The following is a 7,047-nucleotide window of genomic DNA, read 5'->3' on the forward strand; positions in this document are numbered from 1 at the left end:
GCTGAACAGCGACCCGCTCGCCTCGTCCGTCCCGCGCATCATCACCCCCACCGTTGTCGTGCAAAGGGTGAAACATGTTCCTAACTCCGGGTCGAGGGCTGACTTCTTCAGCAGCCTGTTACAGCTTTTCCAAGGCCTACCGCCTGACCGGCCACCGCGTCGGCGCCATCGTGGCCAGTGCCGCGCGGCTGGCCGAGGTGGAAAAGTTCCTCGATACCGTGGCGATCTGCCCCAGCCAGCTGGGCCAGATCGCCGCGCTTTGGGGCATGCGCAACCTGGCGCAATGGGTGGCGGGCGAACGCGCCGAGATTCTGGCCCGGCGCGCGGCGATGGTTGCGGGCTTTCCGGCGCTGGAGGGCTGGCGGCTTCTGGGGTGCGGCGCCTATTTCGCCTATGCCGAGCACCCGTTCGCGGCGCCCTCGCCCGAGGTGGCGCGCGAAATCCTGCGCCAGCAGGCGGTGTTGATGCTGCCCGGCACCATGTTCATGCCCGAAACCGACCCGGCCGGTGCGCGGCAGATGCGCATCGCCTTTGCCAACGTCGATGCCGAAGGCATAGCCACCCTGTTCAAACGCCTGTCAGCGCTGCGCCTGCCGCTGCGCCGAACGCTTGCCCCGGCGCCCGCCACCGCATAGACAAGGCGCGGACTTGACCCGGGGCAGGAGAGGCGGCAATGGCGAGCAAGGGCGGCAAGGCAGGCCAGACGGCCATGTGGGTGCTGATGGGCCTGCTGATTATCGGGCTCGGCGGCTTCGGGATCGAGAATTTCGGCGGCGGCGTGCGCAAGGTCGGGTCGGTCGATGGGCAGGACATTTCCACCGACGACTATTTCCGCGCCTTGCGGCAGGAAATGAACGCGATTTCGCGCCAGGCCGGCCGGGCCGTGCCCTTTGCCGAGGCGGCATCGCTTGGCGTGGACCGGGCGGTGCGGCAGCAACTGGTGACCACCGCCGCGCTGGATGCGGAAACCGCGCGGCTGGGCCTTTCGGTGGGCGATGTGCGCCTGGCGCAGGAAATCCGCGACATGGCCGCGTTCCGCAACCTCTCGGGCAGCTTCGACCGGGCAACCTATGCCGCCATGCTGCAGGACAACGGCTGGACCGAAGCCGAGTTCGAGGCCCAGGTGCGCAAGGATCTGGCCCGCGGGCTGGTGCAGACGGCGGTGGCCACGGGCTTTGCCGGCCCCGATGCCGCGGCGGCGGCGTTCTATGACTTCATCGAGGAACGCCGCAGCTTTTCGCTGTTGCGCCTGACCGAGGCCGACCTGACGGCCCCGGTGCCCGACCTGGACGAGACCGCCTTGCGCGCCCATCACGCGGCCAACCCCGAAGCCTTCACCCGCCCGGAAACCCGCCGCATCACCTATGCCGCGCTGCTGGCCGACGACATTGCCGCCACCGTTCCGGTGGACGAGGCCGAGTTGCGCAAGCTTTACGACGCGCGCCTGTCCGATTTCGTGCAACCCGAGCGGCGGCTTGTCGAGCGACTCGTGTTCCCGGACGAGGCCGCGGCCCAGGCCGCGCGCAACCGGCTGGATGCCGGGCAAGTGACGTTCGAGGCGCTGGTGGCCGAACGCGGGCTGGACATGGCCGATGTCGATCTGGGCGATGTGGCGCGCGACGATCTGGGTGCGGCGGCCGAAACCGTGTTCGCCATGACCGGACCCGCGGTGGTCGGCCCGCTGCCCTCGTCGCTGGGGCCGGCGCTGTTTCGGATGAACGCCATCCTCGACGCGCAGGAGATCACCTTCGACGAGGCGCGCGAGGCGCTGGTGTCGGAATTCTCGCTCGATGCCGCGCGCCGGCAGATCGCCACCCGGATCGAGGAGATCGACGACCTGCTGGCCGGTGGCGCGACGCTGGAGGACCTGGCCAAGGAAACCGGCATGACGCTGGGCACGATCGACATGGAACCCGACACCGCCGAAGGCATCGCCGCTTATCCGCGCTTCCGCGCCGAAGCCGCCAAGGCGACGGAAAAGACCTTTCCCCAGGTGTTCCAGCTGGACGATGGCGGCATCGCCGCGCTGCGGCTGGATGCCGTGCTGCCGCCGGCCTTGCGACCTTACGAGGAGGTTGCCGACAAGGTCGCCGAACACGCCCGCGCCGCCGCCGTGCGCAGCGCGTTGCAGGCGCGTCTGGCCGAGGTGCAGGCCGCCGTGGCGGGCGGGGCGGCCCTGGGCAACTTCGGGATCGTCGAGGTGGCCGAGGCCATGCCGCGCGGGGCCCAGGTGAATGCAGCCCCGCGCAGCCTGATGAACACCGTGTTCGACATGGCCGAAGACGAACTGAAAGCCGTGGTCGATGGCGATTTCGTGGGCCTGGTCCGGCTGGACCGGATCATCCCGGCCGACCATTCGGCCCCCGAGGCCGAGGCGGTCAAGGCCGGCGTGGTGGCGCAGTTCAGCCAGCAGATCGGGCAGGATGCCTTTGCGCTGTTCTCGGCCGCGCTGGAAGCCGGCGCCAGGATCACCCTGGACGAAGCCGTGATCGGCGCCGTCCACGCCCAGATGCGGTAACCGAGATGGCGCTGGTCCCCGACTTCGAAACGTTCGAAAAAGGCTGGAATGCCGGGCAGAACCAGGTGGTTTATGCCCGTCTGGCGGCCGATCTGGATACGCCCGTGTCGCTGATGCTGAAGCTGGCCGAGGCGCGGTCGGATACCTTCATGCTGGAATCCGTGACCGGGGGCGAGGTGCGCGGCCGCTATTCGGTGGTCGGCATGAAGCCCGATCTGATCTGGCAATGCCACGGCGAGGCCAGCCGCATCAACCGCCAGGCCCGCTACGATTCCGCCGCCTTCGACCCGTTGCCGGGGCATCCGTTCGAAACGCTGCGCGCGCTGATTGCGGAAAGCGCCATTCGGATGCCGCCCGACCTGCCGCCCATCGCGGCCGGGCTGTTCGGCTATCTGGGTTATGACATGGTGCGGCTGGTCGAACGGCTGCCGCATGTCAACCCCGACCCGCTGGGCCTGCCCGATGCGGTGCTGATGCGGCCATCGGTCGTGGCGGTGCTGGACGGGGTGAGGGGCGAGGTCACGGTGGTTGCGCCGGCCTGGGTCGCCTCGGGCCTGTCGGCCCGGGCGGCCTATGCCCAGGCGGCGGAACGGGTGATGGATGCGTTGCGCGACCTCGACCGCGCGCCCCCCGCACAGCGCGACCTGGGCGAGACGGCCCCGGCGGGCGAGCTGCGGTCGAACTTCACGCGCGAGGGCTACAAGGCCGCGGTGGAAAGGGCCAAGGACTATATCCGCGCCGGCGACATCTTTCAGGTCGTGCCGTCGCAGCGCTGGGCGATGGACTTTCCGCTGCCACCTTTCGCACTTTACCGCTCGCTTCGGCGCACGAATCCGTCGCCGTTCATGTTCTTTTTCAACTTCGGCGGGTTTCAGGTGGTCGGCGCCAGCCCCGAGATACTCGTGCGGCTGCGCGATGGCGAGGTGACGATCCGCCCCATCGCCGGCACCCGCAAGCGCGGCCAGACCCCCGAGGAGGACCGCGCGCTGGAGGCCGACCTGCTGGCCGACCCCAAGGAACGGGCCGAACACCTGATGCTGCTGGATCTGGGCCGCAACGACGTGGGCCGGGTGGCGCAGGTGGGCACGGTGCGTCCGACCGAACAGTTCATCGTCGAGCGTTACAGCCACGTCATGCACATCGTCTCGAACGTCGTGGGGCAGATCCGCCCCGGCGAGGATGCGTTGTCGGCGCTGCTGGCGGGGTTGCCGGCGGGCACGGTTTCGGGCGCGCCCAAGGTGCGGGCGATGGAAATCATCGACGAGCTGGAACCGGAAAAGCGCGGCGTCTACGGCGGCGGCGTCGGCTATTTCGCCGCCAATGGCGAGATGGATTTCTGCATTGCCTTGCGCACTGGCGTGGTCAAGGACGGGCAGCTTTACATCCAGGCCGGCGGCGGCGTGGTCTATGACAGCGACCCGGATGCCGAGTTCGAGGAAACGGTGAACAAGGCCGGCGCCTTGCGCCGCGCGGCGCAGGATGCCGGGTTGTTCGCGCGCCGCGGCAACTGAGCGCGGCGCGCTGCGGCCTCAGCCCAGCCTGTTCGGCGGGACGTGGCCGTCGAAAAAGGCATCGAGGTTGTCCAGCGCCATCATGCCCATCGACTCGCGCACCTCCAGCGCCGCGGTGCCCAGGTGCGGCAGAAGCACGGCGTTGTCCAGCGCCTTCAGCGTGTCGGGCACGACGGGTTCGTGTTCGTAGACATCCAGCCCCGCGCCGCCGATGCTGCCGGCCTGCAAGGCGGCGATCAGCGCGGCTTCGTCGATCACGTCGCCCCGGCTGATGTTGACGAGGATGCCATGCGCGGGCATGGCGGCCAGTGCGGCGGCCCCGATCAGGTGCCGCGTCGCCGGGCCGCCCGGTACCGCGACGATCACCACATCCTGCGCCATCGCCTCGGCCAGGGTGGCCACCTGGGTGGCCGGCAGCCCCGGGTCCGCCACCGGCGAGCGGTTGAAGAAGCTGACCTGCATGCCGAAGCCGAAATGCGCCCGCCGGGCGATGGCCTTGCCGATGCGCCCATAGCCCACGATGCCCAGCCGCTTGCCCGAAACATGCAGGCCCAGCATCTGCGTGGGTTGCCACCCGGTCCAGGCGCCCGAGCGCACCAGCCGTTCGCCTTCGCCGGCGCGGCGCGCGGTCATCAGCATCAGCGTCATGGCGATATCGGCGGTGGCATCGGTCACGGCGCCGGGCGTGTTGGTCACCGTGATGCCGGCGGCGCGCGCCCCGGCCACGTCGATGTGGTTGTAGCCCACGCCGAAGTTGGCCAGAATCCGGCACCGCGCCGCGGCGCTGCGGGCAAAGACATCGGGGGTGAACCGGTCGCCCAGCGTGGGCAGCACGGCGTCGTAGTCGTGCAGGGCGGCCGCGGCCTCGGCCTCGGTCAAGGCGGCGGTTTCGTCGCGGAAGGTCACATCATAGCGCGTCAGCGCCCGCGACATTACAAGATCGGGCAGCCGGCGGGTGATCAGCAGGCGGGGGGTCAAAACAGCTTTCCTCCAGTCGGGATGTCAAGGTCGGGGCCGACAAGCACCACCTCGCCGTCGGCATCGGGCAGGCCGAGCACGAGGACTTCGGACAGGAACTTGCCGATCTGGCGGGGGGCGAAGTTCACCACGGCCAGCACCTGCCGCCCGACCAGGGTTTCCGGCGTGTAATGCCGGGTGATCTGCGCCGAGGACCGCTTTTCGCCGATCTCGGGGCCGAAATCGACCCAGAGCTTGATGGCGGGCTTGCGCGCCTCGGGAAAGGGTTCGGCGCGGGCGATCCGGCCCACGCGGATATCGACGCGGGCGAAATCGTCGTAGGCGATGGTCATGCGCCGAGCTCCCGCCCGCGGTCGGTGGCGGCCTGCACGGCGCGGGCCAGCAGGGCCGGAAAGCCGGTGTCGGGGTCCATCAGCACGGCCAGCGCCGCCGCCGTGGTGCCGCCAGGCGAGGTGACGTTGACGCGCAGCTGCGCCGCACTTTCCGGTGCGCGCCAGGCCAGTTCGCCGGCGCCGCAGACGGTGGCGCGGGCCAGTTGCATGGCCATGTCGGCCGGCAACCCCTGCGCCGCGCCGGCGGCCGCCAGCGCCTCGATCAGGTGAAAGACATAGGCCGGTCCCGAGCCGGAAACCGCCGTCACCGCATCCATCTGGTGTTCGCCGTCCAGCCGCACCACCTGACCCACGGCCGACATCAGCGTTTCCGCAATCGCCAGATGCGCCGCCGTGGCCATGGCATTGCCGCAGATCGCGGTGATGCCGCGGCCGACCGCGGCCGGGGTGTTGGGCATGGTGCGCACGATCGGTGTGGCGGCACCGAAAACCGCCTCGAACGCCGCAATCCGCGTGCCGGCGGCCACCGAGACCATCAGCGTGGCGCCGCCGCCGAAGGCCTGCAACCGGGGCAGGGCGGCGCCCATCATCTGCGGCTTGACCGCGACCAGGACCACCGCCGGATCGTCCGGCAGGGCCGCGTTGACATGCACCCCTTGTGCCAGAACCCAATCCGATGGCGCGGGGTCGATCACGTGCACCGCCGCGGCCGGCAGGCCCTGCGACAACCAGCCTTGCAGCAGCGCCGACCCCATCTTGCCGCAGCCCAGCAGCACCAGTCCGCGTGCGGAAATATCGCCGAAATCCATCCTTGCCCCCCGGTTTTGCGCAAACCTAAGGGCAACTGTCGCTTGGGGCAAGCCGATCAGGCGCGGCCCCAGGCCTCGGTCATCGCCACGCGCATTGCATCTTCGGGTGATTGCCCGCCCCAGCTGACCAGCTGGAACGCCGGATAGAACCGTTCGGCCGCCGCCAGCGCGGTCTGGATCATGCGGTCTACCTGTTCCATGCTGGCGCCCTGGCCCCCCGCAAGCACCAGGCCATAGCGCCAGACCATCAACCGCTGCTCTGCCCACCAGGTAAAGCTGCCGGCCCAGCATTCGTCGTTGATGCGGTTGAGCAGCGCGTAAAGTCCCGCTTCGCGGTCGTTCGGAGGCTCCATCTCGAAGGTGCAGATCAGGCGCAGCGTCTCGTCCCGGCCCGACCAGGCCAGCGTCAGCGAATAGGTGCGCCATTGCCCTTCGACGGCCATCGCGATCTGATCGTCGGTGACGCGGTCGAAATCCCAGGCGTGGTATGCGGCCAGCGTTTCCACCACGTCGATCGGATGGGCATCATCCGCAAGCATCAAGTCCTCGGCAACCGGCACACTCGCCCCCTTTCCCTTGCGTTCGAGGGCATGAGCGGCCCCACAAACTTGGGCTTCCGGCAAGACCCGGCGCAACCCATGCCGGAACTTACTAGATATGGTGTCAGCGAAGCGAAAGCCTGTAAAGAAAAACTTCACGAAGAAAGCTGTGGAAAAGAAGTGTGAATGAAGCGTGTGAAGCGTGACATCAGATTTTGCACTGTCTGACATCAGATTTGGCAGCAACGCGGTTTTCAAGAGTGGGCGCTGCAGGGCCGTTTGAATACCCCGTTCAAGGGTCTTTTGCGCCTCCCGGCGCGAAGTTCAGGATCAGCAGTTCCGGCACCACCTTCGTGCCCG

Annotated in this window: 6 protein-coding genes and 1 pseudogene; 3 read left to right on the forward strand and 4 right to left on the reverse strand. The window is 68.6% G+C overall.

Annotated features, from left to right (window positions below):
* Positions 1 to 119: 119 nt before the first annotated feature.
* The 3 genes and pseudogenes from ACK4S2_RS15260 to trpE all read left to right on the forward strand — a co-directional run.
* A pseudogene (locus ACK4S2_RS15260) lies at positions 120 to 635 on the forward strand (aminotransferase class I/II-fold pyridoxal phosphate-dependent enzyme); the annotation flags it as partial.
* Between the two features lie 38 nt (positions 636 to 673).
* The gene (locus ACK4S2_RS15265; RefSeq protein WP_409626296.1) at positions 674 to 2,518 is read left to right on the forward strand and encodes a SurA N-terminal domain-containing protein; all 1,845 of its coding nucleotides are present in this window, start codon (positions 674 to 676) and stop codon (positions 2,516 to 2,518) included.
* A 5-nt stretch (positions 2,519 to 2,523) separates the two neighbouring features.
* The gene (gene trpE / locus ACK4S2_RS15270) at positions 2,524 to 4,029 is read left to right on the forward strand and encodes an anthranilate synthase component I (protein ID WP_409626299.1); all 1,506 of its coding nucleotides are present in this window, start codon (positions 2,524 to 2,526) and stop codon (positions 4,027 to 4,029) included.
* Between the two features lie 18 nt (positions 4,030 to 4,047).
* Here trpE and ACK4S2_RS15275 read toward each other — a convergent pair whose 3' ends face one another.
* The 4 genes from ACK4S2_RS15275 to ACK4S2_RS15290 are packed head-to-tail and all read right to left on the reverse strand — an operon-like array spanning position 4,048 to position 6,687.
* Positions 4,048 to 4,962, reverse strand: a complete 915-nt coding sequence (locus tag ACK4S2_RS15275; RefSeq protein ID WP_409626308.1) for a 2-hydroxyacid dehydrogenase — start codon at positions 4,960 to 4,962, stop codon at positions 4,048 to 4,050.
* A 41-nt stretch (positions 4,963 to 5,003) separates the two neighbouring features.
* Positions 5,004 to 5,339 (reverse strand): tRNA-binding protein, encoded by a 336-nt coding sequence (locus tag ACK4S2_RS15280; RefSeq protein WP_409626302.1) that lies wholly within the window; start codon positions 5,337 to 5,339, stop codon positions 5,004 to 5,006.
* Positions 5,336 to 6,148, reverse strand: a complete 813-nt coding sequence (proC, locus tag ACK4S2_RS15285) for a pyrroline-5-carboxylate reductase (RefSeq protein WP_409626305.1) — start codon at positions 6,146 to 6,148, stop codon at positions 5,336 to 5,338. The genes ACK4S2_RS15280 and proC overlap by 4 nt, the downstream gene beginning before the upstream one ends.
* A gap of 56 nt (positions 6,149 to 6,204) precedes the next feature.
* Complete coding sequence (locus ACK4S2_RS15290; protein WP_409626311.1) at positions 6,205 to 6,687, reverse strand: YbjN domain-containing protein; 483 nt, start codon at positions 6,685 to 6,687, stop codon at positions 6,205 to 6,207.
* Positions 6,688 to 7,047: the final 360 nt, after the last annotated feature.

The sequence above is a fragment of the Gemmobacter sp. genome (assembly GCF_046292685.1).
Taxonomy (GTDB): Bacteria; Pseudomonadota; Alphaproteobacteria; order Rhodobacterales; family Rhodobacteraceae; genus Wagnerdoeblera.

Coding starts and splice junctions, on each gene's coding strand:
- ACK4S2_RS15265 (WP_409626296.1), top strand. CDS start 674: ATGGCGAGCAAGGGCGGCAAGGCAGGCCAGACGGCCATGTGGGTGCTG.
- trpE (WP_409626299.1), top strand. CDS start 2,524: ATGGCGCTGGTCCCCGACTTCGAAACGTTCGAAAAAGGCTGGAATGCC.
- ACK4S2_RS15275 (WP_409626308.1), bottom strand. CDS start 4,962: ATGTCGCGGGCGCTGACGCGCTATGATGTGACCTTCCGCGACGAAACC.
- ACK4S2_RS15280 (WP_409626302.1), bottom strand. CDS start 5,339: ATGACCATCGCCTACGACGATTTCGCCCGCGTCGATATCCGCGTGGGC.
- proC (WP_409626305.1), bottom strand. CDS start 6,148: ATGGATTTCGGCGATATTTCCGCACGCGGACTGGTGCTGCTGGGCTGC.
- ACK4S2_RS15290 (WP_409626311.1), bottom strand. CDS start 6,687: ATGCTTGCGGATGATGCCCATCCGATCGACGTGGTGGAAACGCTGGCC.